This window comes from Kitasatospora sp. NPDC052896 (genome assembly GCF_044547075.1).
Lineage (GTDB): Bacteria > Actinomycetota > Actinomycetes > Streptomycetales > Streptomycetaceae > Kitasatospora.
The window spans coordinates 1-22,001 of the sequence record NZ_JBITZU010000018.1 but is presented as its reverse complement, the minus strand read 5'-3'; the positions used below and the strand labels follow the sequence as shown (position 1 = coordinate 22,001).

Here is a 22,001-nt window from a genome sequence, read left to right as displayed (position 1 = left end):
GATGCGGGACAACGAGAAGCTTCTCGACTACCTCAGGCGGGCCACCGCCGACCTCGGCGAGGCCCGGCGCGAGCTGCGGGCCGCCGAGGACGCCCGGCACGAGCCGATCGCGATCGTCGCGATGGGCTGCCGCTACCCGGGCGGGGTGGACTCGCCGGAGCGGCTGTGGGAGCTGGTCGAGCGGGGCGGCGACGCGATCGCCGACTGGCCGGACGACCGCGGCTGGGACGTCGAGGGGCTGTACCACCCGGACCCGGACCACACCGGCACCTCGTACACCCGAAGCGGCGGATTCCTTTACCAGGCGGGCGAGTTCGACGCCGGGTTCTTCGGGATCAGTCCGCGTGAGGCGCTGGCCATGGACCCGCAGCAGCGACTGCTGCTGGAGACCTGCTGGGAGACCGTGGAGCGGGCCGGTCTGGACCCGACCACCTTGCGCGGCAGCCGGACCGGCGTCTTCGTCGGCGCGATCGCCAACGGATACGGCTCGGGATCCCGGCAACTCGCCGAGGTGGAAGGACTGTTGGACACCGGCACGGCTGGCAGCGTGGTCTCCGGGCGGGTGTCGTACACACTGGGCCTGGAGGGGCCGGCCGTCACCGTGGACACCGCCTGCTCCTCCTCCCTGGTCGCACTGCACCTCGCGGTCCGCTCGCTCCGCTCGGGCGAGTGCGGGCTGGCGCTGGCGGGCGGCGTGTCGGTGTTGGCCGTGCCGGACGCGTTCGTCACGTTCAGCCGCCAGCGAGCGCTCTCCGCCGACGGCCGGTGCAAGGCGTTCGCCGGCGCCGCCGACGGCACCGGCTGGTCGGAGGGGGTCGGCGTGCTGCTGCTGGAGCGGCTGGGCGACGCCCGGGCCAACGGCCACCGGGTGCTGGCCGTCATCCGGGGCACCGCGGTCAACCAGGACGGCGCCAGCAACGGGCTCACCGCACCCAACGGCCCCTCCCAGCAACGGGTGATCACCGACGCGCTGGCGGACGCCCGGCTGTCGGCCGCCGAGGTGGACGCCGTGGAGGCGCACGGCACCGGCACCCGACTCGGCGACCCGATCGAGGCGCAGGCCCTGCTGGCCGGCTACGGCCGGCACCGGCCGGCGGACCGGCCGCTCTGGCTGGGCTCGCTCAAGTCCAACCTCGGCCACAGCTCGGCGGCGGCCGGGGTGGGCGGGGTGATCAAGATGGTCCAGGCGATCCGGCACGGAGTGCTGCCGAAGACCCTGCACGTGGACCAGCCGACGCCGTTCGTGGACTGGTCGGCGGGTGCGGTCGAGCTGCTGACCTCGGCCCGGCCGTGGCCGGCGGTCGACCGGCCGCGCCGGGCCGGGATCTCCGGCTTCGGAGTGGGCGGCACCAACGCGCACGCGATCGTCGAACAGGCGCCGGCGGACGGGGAGCCGGAACCGGTCGAGCCGGTGGCCGGTCCGCTGCCGTGGGTGCTGTCCGGCCGGGACCCGCGGGCACTGCGAGCCCAGGCGGCCCGGCTGGCGGCGTTCCTGGCCGACGCGCCCGAGTACGATCCGGCCGGGATCGGCCGCGCCCTGGCCACCACCCGGACGGCCTTCGAGCACCGCGCGGCACTCGTCGCCGCCGACCGGGCCGACTTCGCCGCCGGGCTCGACGCGCTGGCCCGCGACGAGCCCGCGCCCGGCCTGGTGCGCGGCACCGCCGGCCCGGCCGGGAAGACCGCCTTCGTCTTCCCGGGCCAGGGCTCGCAGTGGTCCGGGATGGCCGTCGAACTCATGGACGCCGCACCGGTCTTCGCCGAGCGAATGGCTGCCTGCGAGCGGGCGCTCGCCCCGCACGTGGACTGGTCACTGGCCGAACTGCTGCGCGGTGGCGACCCGTTGGAGCGGGTCGACATCGTGCAGCCGGCACTGTGGGCGGTGATGGTCTCGCTGGCCGCGCTCTGGGAGTCCCACGGCGTGCTGCCCGACGCGGTGCTCGGGCACTCGCAGGGCGAGATCGCCGCCGCCGTGGTGGCCGGCGCGCTCACCCTCGAGGACGGCGCCCGGGTGGTCGCGCTGCGCAGCCGCGCCCTGCGCCGCCTGGAGGGCGCCGGCGGGATGGTCTCGATCGGCCAACCACTGGAAAGCGTCCGGCAGTTGATCGAGCCGTGGGGCGAGAGCCTGTCGATCGCGGCGGTCAACGGCCCGTCCGCCGTGGTGCTCTCCGGCGCGAGCACCGCGATCGAGGAGCTGCTCGCCGAACAGCCGGAGGCCCGCCGGATCCCGGTCGACTACGCCTCGCACTCGGCGCAGGTCGAGGAGATCCGCGAGCAGCTGCTCACCGAACTGGCCGGCCTGGTACCGACGGTGGCGCGGGTGCCGTTCTTCTCCACGGTGGACGGCCACCGGCTGACCGGCGAGGAGCTGGACGCCGACTACTGGTACCGCAACCTGCGCCGGACCGTGCGGTTCGAGCCGGTCACCCGGGCGCTGCTGGCCGATGGCTACCGGTACTTCGTGGAGGCCAGCCCGCACCCCGTGCTCACCTTCGGCGTGCAACAGACCGCGGAGGACGGGGAGTTCGAGGCTACCGCGCTCGGTACCCTGCGCCGCGCCGAGGGCGGCCCGGAGCGCTTCCTGCTGGCTCTGGCCGAGGCCCACGTGGCGGGCCGCTCGCCGCACTGGCCGGCGGTCCTCGGCGCGGGCGAGCGAACCGGGCACCCGGTGGAGCTGCCCACCTACGCCTTCCAGCGGCGGCGGTACTGGCTGACGGCGGCCGGCGCGCCGGCGGCGGCCGATCCGGCCGGCGAGCGGTTCTGGTCGGCGGTGCGCGAGGGCGACCTGGCGGAGCTGACCGCCACGCTGGGAGTCGGACCCGAGGAGCCGCTCAGCGCGGTGCTGCCGGCGCTGGCCGGCTGGCACGCGAGGAGCCGCGAGCAGGAGACCCTGGACTCCTGGCGCTACCGGGTGACCTGGCGGCGGCTCGCTCCGGAGCCGGGCGGCGCTCGGCCGGCCGGGCGCTGGCTGCTGCTGGTGCCGGCCGGTTCGGCCGACCACCCGCTGGTGGCGGCCTGCCAACGGGCGCTGGCCGACACCGAGCTGCGCACCGTCGAACTGACCGAGCCGGACGCGGACCGCGCGGTGCTGACCGGGCGGTTGGCCGGCCCGCTGGCCGCGCCCGTCGACGGGGTGCTGTCGCTGCTGGCGCTGGACGAGCGACCGCACCCGGCGCACCCGGTGGTGCCGGTCGGGCTGGCCCTGAACCTGGCACTGGTGCAGGCGCTGGGCGACCTGGCGGTGCGGGCGCCGCTCTGGTGGGCGACCAGCGGCGCGGTCGCGGTCGGGCCGCAGGACGAACCACCGTGCCCGGAGCAGCAGTTGAGCTGGGGCCTGGGCCGGGTCGCGGCACTGGAGTACCCGCGCGGCTGGGGTGGCCTGCTGGACCTGCCCGCCGAACTCGACGGGCCGGGTGCCGACCTGCTGGCCCGGCAGCTGGCCGGAGCGGGCGACGAGGACCAGGTGGCGATCCGCCCGGGCGGCGGTCACGGCCGCCGGTTGGTCCGTTCGGCCTCCCCCCGGACCGCGGCCGGGCGGACCTGGACGCCGCGTGGCACGGTGCTGATCACCGGCGGCACCGGCGGGGTGGGCACCCAGATCGCCCGCTGGCTGGCCCGTTCCGGCGCCGAGCACCTGGTGCTGGTCGGCCGGGCCGGGCCGGACGCGCCCGGCGCCGCCGCGCTGGCCGAGGAGCTGACCGCGCTCGGCTGCCGGGTGACCCTGGCCGCCTGCGACGTGGCCGACCGGGCGGCGCTCGGCTCGCTGGTGGCGCGGCTCCGGGCCGAGGGGAGCGAGATCCGTTCGGTGCTGCACGCGGCCGGCGCCGGCCTGCTGGTGCCGCTGGCCGACACCGACCTCGCCGAGTTCGCGGACACCCTGTACGCGAAGGTGGGCGGCGCGGCCAACCTGGACGAGCTCTTCCAGGACGCCGAGTTGGACGCCTTCGTGCTCTTCTCCTCGATCTCCTCGGTCTGGGGCAGCGCGGTGCACGGCGCCTACGCCGCCTCCAACGCCTACCTGGACGCGCTGGCCGAGCGGCGCCGGGCCCGCGGCCTGGTCGCCACCTCGGTGGTGTGGGGGATCTGGAGCCCGGAGGGCGGCGCGGGAATGGCCGCCCAGCTGGTCGAGGAACAACTGCGGGCACAGGGCGTCGTCTTCATGCCGCCCGCACTCGCGGTGACCGCCCTCCAGCAGGTGTTGGACGGCGACGAGGTGGTGCCGATCGTCGCCGATGTGGACTGGAGCCGGTTCGCGCCGGTCTTCACCTCGGCGCGCCCCAGCCCGCTGATCGGCGAGCTGGCGGAGGTGCGGGCCGCGCTGGCCGACGCGCCGGCCGCGGACCGGGCCGGCGGGACGGCCGCCGAGCTGCGCGAACGGCTGGCCGGGCGGCCGGCGGCCGAGCGGGACCGCGAGCTGACCGAGCTGGTGCGCGGGGTGGCCGCGGCCGTGCTGGGCCATGACGAGGCCTCGGCGGTGGACGCCGCGCGGGCCTTCCGCGACCTGGGCTTCGACTCGCTGACCGCCGTGGAGACCCGCAACCGGCTGAACGCGGCGACCGGGCTGCGACTGCCGGTGACCGTGGTCTTCGACCACCCGACGGCGGGGGCGCTGGGCCGGCACCTGGCGGCCCAGCTGTTCGGCACCACCGCCGACGCGCCGGCCGCCCCGCCGCCGGCGGCCACCGCCGGGCCGGACCGGGACCCGATCGTGATCGTCTCGATGAGCTGCCGCTACCCCGGTGGCATCGACTCCCCCGAGCGGCTGTGGCAGGCGCTGACCGGGGAGCTGGACGCGATCGGCGAGCTGCCGGCGGACCGCGGCTGGGACCTGGCCGCCCTCTTCGACGCGGACCCGGACCACCCCGGCACCAGCTACAGCACCGCCGGCGGGTTCGTGCGGGGTGCCGGCGAGTTCGATCCGGCGTTCTTCGGGATCTCGCCGCGCGAGGCGCTGGCCATGGACCCGCAGCAGCGACTGCTGCTGGAGGCCTCCTGGGAGGCGATCGAACGGGCCGGGATCGACCCGACGACGCTGCACGGCAGCCGGGTCGGGGTGTTCGCCGGCGCCGCCTACCAGGGGTACGGCGGCAGCATGGACCTGGTCCCGGACGAGCTGGAGGGCCTGTTCGTCGCGGGCGTGTCCACCAGCGTGCTGACCGGGCGGGTCGCCTACACCCTGGGCCTGCGCGGACCGGCCGTGACGGTGGACACCGCCTGCTCCTCCTCGCTGGTCGCGGTGCACCTGGCGGCCCGGGCGCTGCGGGCCGGCGAGTGCGCGCTGGCGCTGGCCGGCGGGGCCGCCGTGATCGGCACCCCGCTGTCGCTGACCGGCTTCAGCCGCCAGCGCGGCCTGGCCGCCGACGGCCGCTGCAAGTCCTTCGCCGCGGCGGCGGACGGCTTCGGGCTGGCCGAGGGTGTCGGGCTGCTGGTGCTGGAGCGGCTGAGCGACGCCCGGCGCAACGGGCACCCGGTGCTGGCGGTGCTGCGCGGCTCGGCGGTCAACCAGGACGGCGCCAGCAACGGGCTGACCGCGCCGAGCGGTCTGGCGCAGCGGGAGGTGATCCGGCAGGCGCTGGCCGACGCCGGCCTGACCGGCGCCGAGGTCGACGCGGTGGAGGCGCACGGCACCGGCACCCGGCTCGGCGACCCGATCGAGGCGGACGCGCTGCTGGCCACCTACGGCCAGGACCGTGAACACCCCTTGTGGTTGGGCTCGTTGAAATCCAACATCGGCCACACCCAGGCCGCCGCCGGGGTCGCCGGGATCATGAAGATGGTGCTGGCGATGCGGCACGGCGTGCTGCCGCGCTCGCTCCACCTGGACGAGCCCTCGCCACACGTCGACTGGACGGCCGGCGCGGTCGAGCTGCTGGCCGAGGCCCGGGCCTGGCCGAACAGGGGCCGGCCGCGCCGGGCCGGCGTCTCCTCGTTCGGGCTGAGCGGCACCAACGCGCACGTCATCGTGGAGCAGCCGCCCGCCGACCGGCTCGCCGAGGCGCCTTGCGCCGCCGAGTGCGCGGCCACCCGGCGGGCGGTGCCCTGGCTGCTCTCGGGACGCAGCGCGGACGCCCTGCGGGCCCAGGCCGAGCGGTTGCGGGCGCTGGCGGAGCGGGACTGCGACCCGCTGGACGTGGCCTGGTCGTTGGCCACCACCCGGACCGCCTTCGAGCACCGCGCGGCCGTGGTCGGCTCCGAGCCGGCCGAGTTCCGGCGTGGCCTGGACGAGTTGGTCGCCGGCCGGACCGGGGCCGGCCTGGCCAGCGGGGTGGCCGGGCAGCGCGGCCGGACGGTGTTCGTCTTCCCCGGCCAGGGCTCGCAGTGGGTCGGCATGGCACTCCACCTGCTCGACGGCGAGCCCGTGTTCGCCGCGCGGATGGCCGACTGCGAGCGGGCGCTGGCGCCGTACGTGGACTGGTCGCTGCTCGAAGTGCTGCACTCGGACGACCCGTTGGAGCGGGTCGACGTGGTGCAGCCGGTGCTCTTCGCGGTGATGGTGTCGCTGGCCGCGCTCTGGCGCTCGTACGGGGTCGAGCCGGACGCCGTGGTGGGCCACAGCCAGGGCGAGATCGCCGCCGCCGTGGTGGCCGGCGCGCTCTCGCTGGCCGACGGCGCCAAGGTGGTGGCGCTGCGCAGCCGGGCGCTGCGAGCGCTGGCCGGCCGGGGCGCGATGCTCTTCGTCCCGCTGGCGGTCGAGCGACTGACCGGCTACCTGGCCGACTTCGGCGACCGGATCGGGGTGGCGGCGGTCAACGGACCGACCTCGGTGGCGCTCTCCGGCGATCCTGCCGCGCTGGCCGAGCTGGCCGGCGCTCTGTCGGCGGACGGCGTGCTCAACTGGCCCATCCCGGGCGTGGACTTCGCCGGTCACTCGGCCCAGGTGGAGCGGATCGAGCGGGAGTTGCTGACCGTCCTGGCGGACGTCCGGCCCCGGCGCGGCGAGCTCGCCTTCTACTCGACGGTCACCGGTGGGCCGCTGGACGGCGAGCTGCTGGACGCCGGGTACTGGTACCGGAACCTGCGCCGGCCGGTGGAGTTCGGCCGCGCCGTCCGCGCGCTGCTGGCCGACGGCCATGACGTGTTCGTCGAGACCAGCACCCATCCGGCGTTGACGGTGTGGCTGCAGGAGGCCGTGGAGACGGCCGGCGGGGGCGGCGCGGTGGTCGGCACGCTGCGCCGGGGCGAGGGCGGCCGGGAGCGGTTCCTCACCTCGCTGGCGGAACTGCACGTGCTGGGCGTGCCGGTGGACCGCACGGCACTCTTCGCCGGCCTGGAACCCCGCCGCACCGACCTGCCCACCTACCCCTTCCAGCGCCAGCACTACTGGCTGGTCCCGGCCGCGCCGGAGCGGGCCGGGTCGACACCGCTGGACGGGGACTTCTGGGGCGCGGTGGAACGCCAGGACCCGGCCGGGCTGGCCGAGGCGCTGCGGATCGAGGACGACGCGACCCGCTCGGCCCTGGCGGCCGTGCTGCCGGCACTCTCCGACCGGCTCGGGCGGAGCCGGGACCGGGCCGCGGTGGACGGCTGGCGCTACCGGGTGGAGTGGCGGCCGCTGGCCGGCGCGCCGACCGGTCGGCCGACCGGCACCTGGCTGATCGCCGTCCCGGCCGGGCTGGCGGAGCATCCGCTGGTCGCCGACTGCCTGCTGGCGCTGGGTGAACACGGCGCCGAGGCCAGTGTGTTGGAGATCGCGGCGGCCGACCGCGCCGAGTCGGCCAACCGGCTGAGCGAGCTGCGGCCCGATGGCGTGCTCTCGCTGCTGGCCCTGGACGAGCGGCCGTACGCGGCGGGCTCGGCGCTGCCGGCCGGACTGGTCGCGCTGGTGGCGCTGCTCCAGGCGCTGGGGGACGCCGGGTCGGCGGCGCCGCTGTGGTGCGCGACCAGCGGCGCGGTGTCGGTGGGCCGCTCGGATCCGCTGACCGGGCCGCTGCAGGCACTGGCCTGGGGGCTGGGCGGGGTGGCGGGCGTGGAGTACCCGCAGCGCTGGGCCGGGCTGGTCGACCTGCCGGCCCGGCTGGACGCGCGGGCCCGTGCCCGGCTGGCCGGGGTGCTGGCGAGCGGTGACGGCGAGGACCAGGTGGCGGTGCGCCCCGCCGGTCTCTTCGGGCGCCGGCTGGCCTCGGCCGGCACCGGCGCGGGCGGCCCGGCCCGGGCCTGGACCCCGCCGGCCGACGGCACGGTGCTGGTCACCGGTGGCACCGGTGCGCTGGGTGGGCACGTCGCCCGCTGGCTGGCCGGCAACGGCGCCCGCCGGCTGCTGCTCACCGGCCGGCAGGGTCCGGCCGCCCCGGGGGCCGCCGAACTGGTCGCGGAGCTGGCCGAGTTGGGCGCGACCGCGACCGTGGCGGCCTGCGACGTGGCCGACCGGGCGGCGCTCGCGGCGCTGCTGGACGGCATCCCGGCCGGGTACCCGCTGCGCGCGGTGGTGCACGCGGCCGGCGTACTGGACGACGGCGTGCTGGACGCGCTGACCCCGGAGCGGGCGGCGGGCGTGCTGCGGCCGAAGGTGGACGCGGCGCTGCACCTCGACGCACTGACCCGGGAGTCGGACCTGTCGGCGTTCGTGCTCTTCTCCTCGCTGGCCGGCACCCTGGGCGGCACCGGCCAGGGCAGCTACGCGGCGGCCAACGCCTTCCTGGACGCGCTCGCCGAGCAGCGCCGCGCGGCCGGACTGCCGGCCACCTCGGTGGCCTGGGGTCTGTGGGGCGGGGAGAGCCTGGCCGGCGGCGCGGTGGGCGAGCGGCTGGTCCGCAACGGCCTGCCCGCGATGGCCCCCGGGGCGGCACTGGTCGCGCTCCAGCAGGTGCTGGACCACGACGACGCCCGGGTGGTGGTCGCCGACTTCGCCTGGGAGCGGTTCGTCCGCTCGTTCACCGCGCTGCGGCCCAGCGCCGTGCTGAGGGACCTGCCCCAGGCCGGGGTGCCCGCGGCGACGGCCGAGGACGACACCCCGGCCACCCGGCTGGCCCGACTGGCCGGCCCCGAGCGGCGGGCGGCGCTGACCGCGCTGATCCGCACCGAGGTCGCCGCCGTGCTGGGCCACCCGGACCCGGCGACGATCGAGCCCGAGCGGGTGTTCAAGGACCTCGGCTTCGACTCGCTGACCGCGGTCGAGCTGCGCAACCGGCTGGCCGGTGCGACCGGGCTGCGGCTCTCGGTGACCCTGGTCTTCGACTACCCGACCACCGCCTCGCTCACCGATCACCTGCTCACCCAACTCCCCGGAGTAACAGCGGAGTTGACCCAGATCGAGGAGAGCGCGACCCCGGCTCCGGCCGACGACCCGATCGCGATCGTCGCGATGGGCTGCCGCTTCCCCGGCGGGGTGCGCGGCCCCGAGGACCTGTGGCGGCTGGTGCTGTCGGGCACCGACGCGGTCGCCGGCTTCCCCACCGACCGCGGCTGGGACCTGGACGGCCTCTACGACCCGGACGCCGACCGGGTCGGCACCACGTACGCCCGCGAGGGCGGATTCCTGTACGACGCGGGCGAGTTCGACCCGGCCTTCTTCGGCATCTCGCCGCGCGAGGCGGTCTCCGTCGACCCGCAGCAGCGGCTGTTGCTGGAGGTGGCCTGGGAGACGTTCGAGCGGGCCGGGATCGACCCGTCCTCGCTCAGGGGCGGCCGGGGCGGCGTCTTCGTCGGCTCCAGCTACCGGGACTACGGCTCGCGGCTGGGCCGGCCCTCCGAGGAGTTCGAGGGCTACCTCGGGATCGGCAGCGCCGGCAGCGTGGCCTCCGGGCGGATCGCCTACACCTTCGGGCTCGAGGGGCCGGCGGTCACCGTGGACACCGCCTGCTCCTCCGCGCTGGTCGCCATCCACCTGGCCGCCCAGGCGCTGCGGGCCGGCGAGTGCACGCTGGCGCTGGCCGGCGGCGTGACGGTGATGGCCGGCCCGGACGCCTTCGTCGAGTTCAGCCGCCAGCGCGGGCTCGCGCCGGACGGCCGGTGCAAGCCGTTCGCCGCGGCCGCCGACGGCACCGCCTGGGCCGAGGGCGCCGGCCTGCTGCTGCTGGAGCGGCTGAGCGACGCCCGCCGCAACGGGCACCCCGTGCTCGCCCTGATCCGCGGCTCGGCGGTCAACCAGGACGGTGCCAGCAACGGGCTCACCGCGCCCAACGGGCCCTCGCAACAGCGGGTGATCCGCCAGGCGCTGGCCAACGCCGGGCTGCGCGCGGCCGAGGTGGACGCGGTGGAGGCGCACGGCACCGGCACCCGGCTGGGCGACCCGATCGAGGCCGGCGCGCTACTCGCCACCTACGGCCAGGACCGTGAACACCCCTTGTGGCTGGGCTCGTTGAAGTCCAACATCGGGCACACCCAGGCCGCCGCCGGCGTGGCGAGCGTGATCAAGATGGTGCAGGCCATGCGGTACGGCGTGCTGCCGAGGATCCTGCACGTGGACCGGCCCTCGCCGGAGATCGACTGGAGTGCCGGCACGGTGCGGCTGCTCACCGAGAACACCGACTGGCCGAGCACCGACCACCCGCGTCGGGCCGGGGTCTCCTCCTTCGGAGTCAGCGGCACCAACGCGCACACCGTGCTGGAGCACGTCCCCGCCGAGCCGCCGGCGCCGGCCGCCGAGGGCCCGTGGCTGCTGTCGGCCCGCACTCCCGAGGCGCTGCGCGCGCAGGCCGGCCGGCTGCTGGAGCACCTGAACGGCGAGCCCGAGCACGACCCGGGCGCCGCGTTGGCCACCGCCCGGGCGACCTTCGAGCACCGTGCGGTGCTGCTCGGCGCGGACCGCGCCGAGCGGACGGCGGCGCTCGGCGCGCTGGCGGCGGGCCAGGAACACTCCGGACTGGTGCGTGGCGCCGCCGAGCTGCCACCGCTCGGCCGGACCGCCTTCCTGCTCCCCGGCCAGGGCAGCCAACGCCCCGGCATGGGGATGGAGTTGTACCGGACCCACGCGGTCTTCGCGGACGCCTTCGACCGGGTCTGCGCCGCACTGGACCCGCTGCTGGACCGTCCACTGCACGAGGCGATCGCCGACCCCGAGCTGCTGGAGCGCACCGAGTACACCCAGCCGGCCCTGTTCGCGCTCGGCACCGCGCTCTTCGAACTGGCCGCCCACTGGGGCATCACTCCCGACTACCTGCTCGGCCACTCGATCGGCGAGCTGACCGCCGCGCACGTCGCCGGGGTGCTGTCACTGCCCGACGCGGCGGCGCTGGTGGTGGCCCGTGGCCGGCTGATGCAGGCGATGCCGGGTGGCGGCGCGATGGTCGCGCTGACCGTGTCGGCCGAGGAGCTGGCCCCGGTGCTGGCGGAGCGGGCCGGTGAGGTCGCCCTCGCGGCGGTCAACGGCCCGGACGCCAGCGTGGTTTCGGGCGACGCGGCGGCGGTCGCCGAGATCGCCGCACACTGGGAGTCGCACGGGCGGCGGGCCCGCCGGCTGCGGGTCAGCCACGCCTTCCACTCCCCGCACATGGACGGCATGCTGGACGAATACCGATTGCTGGCAGGCCAGTTGACGTTCCACCCGGCACGGATCCCGCTGGTCGCCAACCGGACCGGCGCCCTCGCCGGCGACGAACAGCTCGCCTCCCCCGACCACTGGGTGGACCAGGTCCGCGGCACGGTCGAGTTCCGGGCCGGGATGGCCTGCCTGGAGGCGGCCGGGGTGACCAGGTACGTCGAACTCGGCCCGGACGGCGCGCTGACCGGGCTCGGCCAGGACTGCCTGGGCGAGGCGCCGGCCCTGCTGGTGCCGCTGCTCCGCCGCGACCAGCCGGAGGAGACCGCGCTGACCGCCGCGCTCGCCCAACTGCACGTCCACGGCGCCGCGGTGGACTGGACCCGCCGCTTCACCCCCGCCCCGGCGGCGGCCACCGCACTGCCCACCTATGCCTTCCAGCGCCGCCGCTACTGGCTGGAGGCCACCACCGCCGAGGCCGACCTGCCGTCCGCCGGGCTGCTGCCGGTGGACCACCCACTGCTCAGCGCTGCCGTCGAACTGGCCGACGGCGAGGGCCTGTTGTTCACCAGTCGGCTCTCCTGCCAGGCCCAGCCCTGGCTGGCCGACCACCGGGTCTACGACGGCGTGCTGTTCCCGGCCACCGGCTTCCTGGAGCTGGCCGTGCGGGCCGCCGACCAGGTGGGCTGCGGACAGGTCGAGGAGCTGACCCTGGAGGCGCCGCTGGTGCTGCCGGCGACCGGCGGCACGGTGCTGCAGCTGGTGCTGGGCGCGCCGGAGCCGTCCGGCACCCGGGCCCTGACCGTCTACGCCCGGCCGGAGGACACCCCGGACCAACCGTGGACCCGGCACGCGAGCGGTCTGCTGGCCACCGTCGTGCCGGCCGAGCCGGACGACCTGGCGGCGTGGCCGCCGGCGGGCGCCGTCCCGCTCCCGGTGGACGGACTGTACGAGCGGTTCGCGGCGGGCGGCTTCGGCTACGGCCCGGCGTTCCAGGGTCTGACCGCGGCCTGGCGGCTCGGCGAGCAGGTGTTCGCCGAGGCGGCGCTGCCGGACGGCCTGCACGCCGAGGCGGCCCGCTACGGGCTGCACCCCGCGCTGCTGGACAGCGCGCTGCACGCGCTGGTCTTCGACGTGCTGCCGGGCACCGGCCCCGAGGCCCCCGCAGGCGGGAACAGCCAGGGCTGGCTGCCGTTCTCCTGGACCGGCGTCACGCTGCACGCCCAGGGCGCGCCGGCCGTGCGACTGCGGCTGACACCGACCGGGCGCGACTCGGTGGCCGTCCTGGTGGCGGACGCCAGCGGGCGACCGGTGGCCTCGGCCGACTCGCTGGTGCTGCGCCCGGTCTCCCCCGAGCAGGTCGGGCCGGCGCGCGCCGCGCACCACGAGGAGCTGTACCGGGTCGAGTGGACGCCCCAGACCTGGCCGTCGGCAGCCGCAGCCGCCGGCTGGGCCGAGCTGCCGGCCGGCGGCCGGGTGGCCGACCTGCTGGCGGCGGGCGGACCGGTGCCGTCCCTGGTGCTGGCCGGCTGCGCGCCGGAGCGGCCCGGGGCGCTGGCGGACTCGGTCCGGGCGACCACCGCACAGGCCCTGCGACTGGTCCGGGACTGGCTGGCGGGGGACCGGCTGGCCGGCTCCACGCTGGCCCTGGTCACCGCCGGAGCCGTCCCGGTCCACCCGGACGACGACGTCCCCGACCTGGCGCAGGCCGCCGTCTGGGGCCTGCTGCGCTCGGCCCAGACCGAGAACCCGGGCCGGTTCGTCCTGCTGGACCTGGACGACCTGCCCTCCTCCCGGGCGGCACTGGGCGCGGCACTGGGCGCGGCGCTGGCGAGCGGCGAGCCGCAGCTCGCGCTGCGCGAGGGCCGGGCGTACCTGCCCCGGCTGACCCGGGTGCCGCGCACGGAGGACGAGCCGACGCCGCGCTGGGACGCCGAGGGCACGGTGCTGATCACCGGCGGCACCGGCGCGATCGGCGCGCTGGTCGCCCGTCACCTGGTGGTCGAGCACGGTGTCCGGCACCTGGTGCTGACCAGCCGCGGCGGCCCGGCGGCCGAAGGCGCCGGGGAGTTGCGCGCCGAGCTGCGGGCGCTGGGCGCCGAGGTCCGGGTGGCCGCCTGCGACGCGGCCGACCGGGCGGCGCTGGCGGCGCTGCTCGACGAGGTGCCGGCCGCGCACCCGCTGACCGCGGTGGTGCACGCGGCCGGTGTGCTGGCCGACGGCCTGGTCGCGGAGCTGACCCCCGAGCAGCTGGACACCGCGCTGCGGCCCAAGGTCGACGCGGCCGTGCACCTGCACGAGCTGACCGAGGGCCGCAAGCTCTCCGCCTTCCTGCTGTTCTCCTCGCTGGCCGGGGTCTTCGGCGGGATGGGCCAGGGCAACTACGCGGCGGCCAACGCCTTCCTGGACGCGCTGGCGCACCGGCGCCGGGCGCAGGGCCTGACCGCGAGCTCGCTGGCCTGGGGTCTGTGGGCGAACAGCGGCGGGATGACCGGCGGACTGGACGAGGCCGACCTGCGCCGGATCGCCCGGGGCGGGATCGTCGCCTTCGCCCCCGAGGAGGGGCTGGCCCTGTTCGACGCCGCGCACGGCGTGGACCGCGCGATGGTGCTGCCGGTCCGGCTGGACACCCGGGCGATCGCCGCGCAGGCCGGTACCGGCGGCGTCCCCGCCCTGCTGCGCGGCCTGGTCCGGGCACCGGCCCGGCGTGCGGTGGCGGCGACCGGCGAGGCCGGCGGCGACGGGCCGCGGGCGTTGCTCGGCCGGCTGGCCGGCCTGGCCGAACCGCAGCGCGCCCGGGTGCTGCTGGAGCTGGTCCGCTCACAGGTCGGACTGATCCTGGGCTTCCCGACGCGGGAGCCGGTCCCGACCGACCGCGGCCTGCTGGAGCTCGGCTTCGACTCGCTGACCGCCGTCGAGCTGCGCAACCGGCTGCGCGCGGCCACCGGCCTGCGGCTGCCGGCCACCCTGCTCTTCGACCACCCGACCGCCGCCGCGATCGCCGGCCACCTCGGCGAGCGGCTGGTGCCGGAGGCCGCCGAGCCGGTGGTCGCCGGGCTGGCCGAACTGGAACGGCTGGAGCTGGCCCTGGCCGGTGACCGGCCGCACCCCGAGCTGGCCGCCCGGCTCCGCACGCTGCTCGGCCGACTGGGTCCGGAGCCGGATCCCGGGCCGGACGACGACCTGACCGAGCGGATGGCCGGCGCCGGCGACGACGACCTCTTCGACTTCATCGACCACGAACTGGGCTTGTCCCCGGCCCCTGCTGACGAAGGTGACGACCACCGGTGAATGACGACAGGCCGCACACGGTGAACGACGACAAGCTGCGGGACTACCTCAAGCGCGTCGCGACCGACCTGCACCGCACCCGCCAGCGGTTGCGGGAGGTCGAGGCGAAGGACCACGAGCCGATCGCCATCGTCGCGATGAGCTGCCGCTACCCCGGCGGCGTCGGCTCGCCCGAGGAGCTCTGGGAGCTGGTGGCCGGCGGGACGGACGCCATCACCCCGTTCCCGGCCGACCGCGGCTGGGACCTGGCCGCGCTGGTCGACGAGAGCCGCAGCCGGCCCGACACCAGCTATGCCGACCAGGGCGGCTTCCTGGCCGACGTCGGCGGCTTCGACCCGACGTTCTTCGGGATCTCGCCGCGCGAGGCGCTGGCCATGGACCCGCAGCAGCGGCTGCTGCTGGAGACCGGCTGGGAGGCGTTCGAGCGGGCCGGCATCGACCCGACCACCCTGCGCGGCAGTCGGACCGGGGTCTTCGCCGGCGTGATGTACCAGGACTACGCGGTGCGGCTGCGCCGGGTCCCGGAGGACGTGGCCGGCTACCTGGGAAGCGGCAGCTCGGACAGTGTCGCCTCCGGCCGGATGGCGTACACCTTCGGCCTGGAGGGGCCGGCGCTGAGCGTGGACACCGCCTGCTCCTCGTCCCTGGTCGCCATCCACCTGGCCGCCCAGGCGCTGCGGGCCGGCGAGTGCACGTTGGCGCTGGCCGGCGGCGCGATGGTGATGTCGACGCCGGTGCCGTTCGTCGAGATGAGCCGGCAGGGCGGGCTGGCCGCCGACGGCCGCTGCAAGTCCTTCTCGGCGCGCGCCGACGGCACCGGCTGGGGCGAGGGCGTCGGCCTGCTGCTGCTGGAGAGGCTGAGCGACGCGCGACGCCACGGGCACCCCGTGCTCGCGGTGGTGCGCGGCACGGCGGTCAACCAGGACGGTGCCAGCAGCCGGCTGACCGCGCCCAACGGCCCGGCCCAGCAGCGGGTGATCCGCCAGGCGCTGGCCGCCGCCCGGTTGGCCCCCGGCGACGTGGACGTGGTCGAGGCGCACGGCACCGGCACCCCGCTGGGCGACCCGATCGAGGCCCAGGCACTGCTCGCCACCTACGGCCAGGATCGTGAACACCCGCTGCTGCTCGGCTCGTTGAAGTCGAACATCGGGCACACCCAGGCCGCCGCGGGCGTCGGCGGCGTGATCAAGATGGTGCTGGCGATGCGGCACGGCGTCGTCCCGCCCACCCTGCACGCCGAGCCGCGCACCGCGCAGGTGGACTGGGCGGCGGGCGCCGTGGAGCTGGTGACCGAGGCTCGGGCCTGGCCGGAGACCGGACGACCGCGGCGGGCGGCGGTCTCCTCGTTCGGGGTGAGCGGGACCAACGGGCACGTGGTGCTGGAACAGGCCCCGCAACCGGTGGAGACCGCCGGGTCGGAGCCCGGGTCGGAGCCCGCGCCGGCGGCCCGGGCCGGTGGCCCGCTGCCCTGGGTGCTGTCCGGCCACACCCCCGCGGCCCTGCGTGCCCAGGCCGAGCGGCTGCACGCGCACCTGGCCGAGCGTCCTGGACCGGCGCCGGCGGCGGTCGGCCACGCGCTGGCGACCACCCGGGCCGCGCTGGAGCACCGGGCGGTGCTGGTCGCCGGGGACCGCGCGGGCCTGCTGGCGCGGCTGGCGGCGCTGGCCGCCGACCGGGAGGCGCCGGGCCTGCTGCGCGGGCGGGCCGGCGCGGGCGGCGCGGTGGCCATGGTGTTCCCGGGGCAGGGCTCGCAGTGGACCGGCATGGCACTCGAACTGCTGGACCGCGAACCGGTGTTCGCCGATCGGATGGCCGCCTGCGCGGACGCCCTGGCGCCCTACCTGGACCGCTCGCCGCTGGAACTGCTGCGCTCCGGCGAGCCGGTCGAGCGGGTGGACGAGGTACAGCCGCTGCTCTTCGCGGTGCTGGTCTCGCTGGCCGCGGTGTGGGCCTCGTACGGGGTCGCGCCGGATGCCGTGGTGGGCCACAGCCAGGGCGAGATCGCCGCCGCCGTGGTGGCCGGCGCGCTCTCGCTGGCGGACGGCGCCAAGGTGGTGGCGCTGCGCTCCCGAGCGCTGCGGGCGCTGGCCGGCCGCGGCGGGATGCTGTCGGTCTCACTGCCGGCCGAGCGGGTCCGGGCCCGGATCGAGCCGTGGGGCGAGCGGCTGGCGCTGGCGGCGGTGAACGGGCCGGCCTCGGTGGTGGTCTCCGGCGAGCCGGCGGCGCTGGCCGAGCTGCTGGCCGAGCTGACGGCGGCGGGCGAGCGAGCGCGCTCGGTGCCGGTCGACTACGCCTCGCACGGTCCACAGGTCGCCGCGATCGAAGGGGAGTTGCTGCGCGAGCTGGCCGGGATCACGCCGCGGCCGGCGAGCGTGCCGTTCTACTCGGCGGTCACCGGTGGCTTGTTGGACACCACCGAACTGGACGCCGGGTACTGGTACCGGAACCTGCGCCGGGCCGTGGAGTTCGAGCGGGCCACCGCGGCCCTGCTGGCCGACGGTTACCAGGTCTTCCTGGAGGCCAGCCCGCACCCCGTGCTGCTCCCCGCGCTCCAGGAGACGGCGGAGGCGGCCGGCGCGGACGCCTGTGCGGTCGGCACGCTGCGCCGCGGCGAGGGCGGCCCGGCCCGGCTGCTGGGCTCGCTCGGCGAACTCTGGCTGCGCGGAGTGCCGATCGACTGGGACGCGGTCTTCACGGGCCGTCCGGCGCTGCCGGCCGAGCTGCCGACCTACGCCTTCCAGCGCCAGGACTACTGGTTGCAGGACGGTTCGGCGGCGCCGGGCGACCTGGCGGCGGCGGGCCTGGAGACGGCGGAGCACCCGCTGCTGGGCGCCATGGTCACGCTCGCCGACCGGGACGGCGTGGTGTTCACCGGCCGGCTCTCGCTGCGCACCCACCCCTGGCTGGCCGACCACGCCGTGCGGGGCACCGCGCTGCTGCCCGGAACGGCCTTCCTGGAGCTGGCGGTTCGGGCCGGTGACCAGGTCGGCTGCCCGGTGGTGCGGGAGTTCACGCTCGGCGCGCCGCTGCCGCTGCCCGAGCGGGGCGGCGTGTTGCTGCGGCTGACCGTCGGCGCGCCGGACGAGCACGGCGAGCGGCCGATCTCACTGCACTCGCGCGCCGAGGACACCGAGGTCTGGGTGCGGCACGCGGACGGGCTGCTCGGCGACGGCGCGGCGGCGGGCGAGGAGTCGGCCGAGTGGCCGCCGGCCGGCGCGGTCCCGTTCGACCTCGACGGGCTGTACGAGCGGTTCGCGGCGGCCGGGTTCGGCTACGGCCCAGCGTTCCAGGGGCTGACGGCCGCCTGGCAGCGCGGCGCGGAGCTGTTCGCCCAGGCCGAGTTGACGCCGGAGCAGCGGGCCGAGGCGGGCCGGTACGGGCTGCACCCGGCACTGCTGGACGCGGCCCTGCACGCCACCGGTCTGGGACCGGAGGCCGCGGGCCGGATGCCGTTCAGCTGGACCGGGGTGACCCTGCACGCCTCGGGCGCGACCGCGCTGCGGCTGCGACTGACCCCGGTGGGCGAGGGCGCGCTGGCGCTGGCGGCGACCGACCCGACCGGGCGGCCGGTCGCCACCGTGGAGTCGCTGGTACTGCGGCCGGTGCCGGAGGCCTCGGCGTGGGTACCGGCCGTGGAGCGCCGGCACGAGTCGCTGTGCCGGGTCGAGTGGTCCGCACTTCCGGCCAATTCCCTTTCTGATGACACGAGTTGGGTGCTGCTCGAGCCGGGCGGGGCGGACCTGTCGGCGCTCACCGAGCCGCCGCCGCTGGTGCTGGTGCCGGTCGGCGACCGCTCGGCGAGCGTGCGCGAGGCCACCCACCGGGCGCTCCAACTGGTGCGACGGTGGCTGGCGGAGGAGCGGTTCGCCGGCTCGCGCCTGGTCTTCGTCACCGACGGCGCGGTGGCCACCGGACCGACCGAGGACGTGCCGGATCTCGCGCACAGCGGCGTCTGGGGCCTGGTCCGCTCGGCCATGGCCGAGCACCCGGGCCGGTTCGGCCTGCTCGATCTTCCGGGCCACGCGAGCGAGTCGCTCTCGGCGGCGGTGGCCGCGTTCACCGGGCCCGCCGCCGAGGAGCAGCTCGCGGTGCGCGGTGCGACGCTGCTCGCGCCCCGGCTGGCCCGGGTCCCGATCACGGCGGACCCGACCCCGACCGCGCTGGACCCGGACGGCACCGTCCTGATCACCGGCGGCACCGGCCTGCTCGGCTCCGAGGTCGCCCGCCACCTGGCCCGGGCGCACGGCGTGCGCCACCTGCTGCTGGTGAGCCGGCAGGGCCCGCGAGCCGCCGGCGCCGCCGAAATCGTCGCGGAGCTAGCCGAGTTGGGCGCCACCGCCACCGTGACGGCCTGCGACGTCGCCGACCGCCCGGCGCTGGCCGAGCTGCTGGCACGGGTGCCCGAGGACCGTCCGCTCACCGCCGTGGTGCACGCGGCCGGCGCGCTGGACGACGGCGTGGTCAGCGCGCTGACCCCGGACCGGCTGGACACCGTGCTGGCGCCCAAGGCCGAGGCGGCGCTGCACCTGCACGCGCTGACCGCCGACCTTCCGCTGGCCGCGTTCGTGCTGTTCTCCTCGGCGGCCGGCGTCTTCGGCGGCCCCGGACAGGCCAACTACGCGGCGGCCAACGCCGTGTTGGACGCCCTCGCCCAGCACCGGCGAGCGGGCGGTCTGGCCGGCCAGTCGCTGGCCTGGACGCTCTGGGAGCAGCGCAGCGCGCTGACCAGCCGGGTGGACGAGGCCGGCGAGCGGCGGCTGGCCCGCTCCGGGCTGCCCGCGCTCTCCACCGCGCAGGGGCTGGCGCTGCTGGACGCGGCACTCACCGTGGACCTGCCGGCGCTGGTGCCGATCCGGCTGGACCTGGCGGCCCTGCGCGCCGGGGGCGACGGCCGGCCGGTCCCCGCGCTGCTGCGCTCGTTGGTGGGCGGCCCGGTCGTCCGGCGGACGGCGGCCCGGGCGGTCGCCGAGGCCGCGCCCGCCGGCGAGTTGGGCGCGCTGCCCGAGGCGGAGCGCGAACCCGCGCTGCTGGCGCTGATCCGGGCGCAGGTGGCGGCCGTGCTCGGCCACGCCTCGCCGGAGGCGGTCGACGCCGGACGGGCCTTCCGTGACCTGGGCTTCGACTCGCTGGCCGCGGTCGAACTGCGGAACCGGCTGACCGCCGCGACCGGCCTGCGGCTGCCCGCCACCCTGGTCTTCGACCACCCGTCGCCGGCCGCGCTGGCCCGGCACCTGCGGGCCGAGCTGTTCGGCGGTCAGGCCGCACCGATCGCCGCCCGGTCGGTGAGGCGGGCCGGCGCGGACGACCCGGTGGTGGTGGTCTCGATGGGCTGCCGTTTCCCCGGCGGGGTGCGGACCCCGGAGGAGTTGTGGCGACTGGTCGCCGACGGCGCCGAGGGCATCGCACCGTTCCCGGCGGACCGCGGCTGGGACCTGGACGCGCTCTACCACCCGGACCCGGAGCACCGCGGCACCTCGTACGCCCGGGAGGGCGGCTTCCTGGCCGGGGTCGGCGGGTTCGACGCGGAGTTCTTCGGCATCTCGCCGCGCGAGGCGGTGGCGATGGACCCGCAGCAGCGGCTGTTACTGGAGATCACCTGGGAGGCGTTCGAGCGGGCCGGGATCGACCCGACCACCCTGCGCGGCGCGGCGGCCGGTGTCTTCGTCGGCCTGATGCAGCAGGACTACGCGGCCCGGCTGCTGCCGTACATCCCGGAGGAGGTCGAGGGCTTCCTCGGCACCGGCAACTCGGGCAGTATCGTCTCCGGCCGGCTCGCGTACGTCTTCGGCCTCGAGGGCCCGGCGGTGACCGTGGACACCGCCTGCTCCTCCTCGCTGGTCGCGCTGCACCTGGCCGCGCGGGCGCTGCGGCACGGGGAGTGCGACCTCGCGCTGGCCGGCGGGGTGACGGTGATGTGCAGCCCTGAGCTGTTCGTCGAGTTCAGCCGGCAGGGCGGGCTCGCCCCGGACGGGCGCTGCAAGCCGTACGCGGCGGCGGCGGACGGGACGGGCTTCGGCGAGGGCGCGGGCGTCCTGCTGCTGGAGCGGCTGAGCGACGCCCGGCGCAACGGGCACCCCGTGCTCGCGGTGGTCCGGGGTACGGCGGTCAACCAGGACGGCGCCAGCAACGGGCTCACCGCACCGAACGGGCCGTCCCAACAGCGGGTGATCCGGGCCGCGTTGGCCGACGCCGGCCTACGGGCGGCCGACGTGGACGCGGTGGAGGGGCACGGCACCGGCACCCGGCTCGGCGACCCGATCGAAGCCCAGGCGCTGCTCGCCACCTACGGCCAGGACCGCGAACGCCCCTTGTGGCTGGGCTCGTTGAAATCCAACCTCGGCCACACCTCGGCGGCCGCCGGGGTCGGCGGGGTGATCAAGATGGTGCTGGCCATGCGGAACGGGGTGCTGCCGAAGACCCTGCACGTGGACGAGCCGACGCCACAGGTGGACTGGTCGGCCGGCGCGGTCGAGCTGCTGACCGAGGCGCGGCCCTGGGAGACCGACGGCCGGCCGCGCCGGGCGGGCGTCTCGTCGTTCGGCGTGAGCGGGACCAACGCGCACGTGGTGCTGGAGCAGGCACCGGCCGAGGAGCCCGCGCCGGAGGGTGTGGAGGACCCGGGGGCGGTGCTGCCGTGGATCCTCTCCGCGCGCACCCCGGAGGCCCTCCGCTCCTACGCTGCCGGACTCCGGACGGCGAGCCGGCCCTCTCCGGACATCGCCCACACCCTCGCGACCGGCCGCGCCACCTTCGACCACCGCGCCGTCGCCATCGGGAACCGTGACCAGATCCGCGACGCGCTGGCCCACTTGGCCGGCGACCTCCCGCACCCGCAGCTGGTCCGGGGCAGCCGGGAGACTCCTGGGCGTACCGTCTTCGTCTTCCCCGGCCAGGGCTCCCAATGGCCCGGCATGGCCGCCGAACTCCTCGACACCCAACCCGCGTTCGCACAGCGCATGACCGAATGCGAACAAGCCCTCGCACCCCACGTCGACTGGCACCTCACCCAACTCCTACGCGACCACACACCACTCAACCGCGTCGACATCATCCAACCCGCACTCTGGGCGATCATGGTCTCCCTCGCCACCCTCTGGCAACACCACGGCATCCACCCCGACGCCGTCCTCGGCCACTCCCAAGGCGAAATCGCCGCCGCCGTCGTAGCCGGCGCACTCACCCTCGAAGACGGCGCCCGCATCACCGCCCTCCGCAGCCAAGCCCTCACCACCCTCACCGGCCACGGCGGCATGACCAACATCAACCTCCCCCCCGACCAAACCCAACAACTCAT

The 22,001-nt window shown here is 76.6% G+C and carries 2 protein-coding genes; both read left to right on the top strand.

Going from position 1 to position 22,001, the window contains the following annotated elements; translation table 11 throughout:
• Nucleotide 1 precedes the first annotated feature (1 nt).
• Nucleotides 2–14,707 (top strand): type I polyketide synthase, encoded by a 14,706-nt coding sequence (locus ACIGXM_RS27350; protein ID WP_396565345.1) that lies wholly within the window; start codon nucleotides 2–4, stop codon nucleotides 14,705–14,707.
• A partial coding sequence (locus tag ACIGXM_RS27345; RefSeq protein ID WP_396565343.1) for an SDR family NAD(P)-dependent oxidoreductase occupies nucleotides 14,704–22,001 on the top strand: 7,298 nt, incomplete at its 3' end. The genes ACIGXM_RS27350 and ACIGXM_RS27345, both read left to right, overlap by 4 nt.

Excerpts from the sequence above, each read along its gene's own strand:
- ACIGXM_RS27350 (WP_396565345.1), top strand. The coding sequence starts at position 2 with ATGCGGGACAACGAGAAGCTTCTCGACTACCTCAGGCGGGCCACCGCC.